Annotated in this window: 3 tRNA genes; all 3 read left to right on the forward strand. The window is 58.5% G+C overall.

From position 1 onward, the window contains the following. The first annotated feature begins 96 nt into the window (after nt 1-96). The 3 genes from A7V84_RS00105 (at nt 97) to A7V84_RS00115 (ending at nt 365) form a co-directional block, all read left to right on the forward strand. Nucleotides 97-172 (forward strand) — tRNA-Ala (locus tag A7V84_RS00105). A 2-nt stretch (nt 173-174) separates the two neighbouring features. Continuing rightward, nucleotides 175-250: transfer RNA gene (locus A7V84_RS00110), tRNA-Glu, on the forward strand. A 38-nt stretch (nt 251-288) separates the two neighbouring features. Continuing rightward, nucleotides 289-365: transfer RNA gene (locus A7V84_RS00115), tRNA-Asp, on the forward strand. The last annotated feature ends 21 nt before the right edge of the window (nt 366-386 follow it).

Raw genomic sequence — 386 nt, forward strand, 5'->3', positions numbered from 1 at the left:
AAAAATAGTGCATAATTCGGCCCCGTTCATCGAGAGGTGAACGGGCAAGCCGGAAAGCATGAGGCGCCAAGCCAAATGCCAACGGATTGTGACCTCGGGGGTATAGCTCAGCTGGGAGAGCGCTTGCATGGCATGCAAGAGGTCAGCGGTTCGATCCCGCTTACCTCCACCAAGGTCCCCTTCGTCTAGAGGCCTAGGACATCACCCTTTCACGGTGAGTACAGGGGTTCGAATCCCCTAGGGGACGCCAGTTCATTCTGGCAAGATGCCGAAAGGTATCGCCGCTGCGGAGCGGTAGTTCAGTTGGTTAGAATACCGGCCTGTCACGCCGGGGGTCGCGGGTTCGAGCCCCGTCCGCTCCGCCAAAATTCAAAGCCCTGCAGGCA

Source organism: Bordetella trematum, assembly GCF_900078335.1.
Lineage (GTDB): Bacteria > Pseudomonadota > Gammaproteobacteria > Burkholderiales > Burkholderiaceae_B > Bordetella > Bordetella trematum.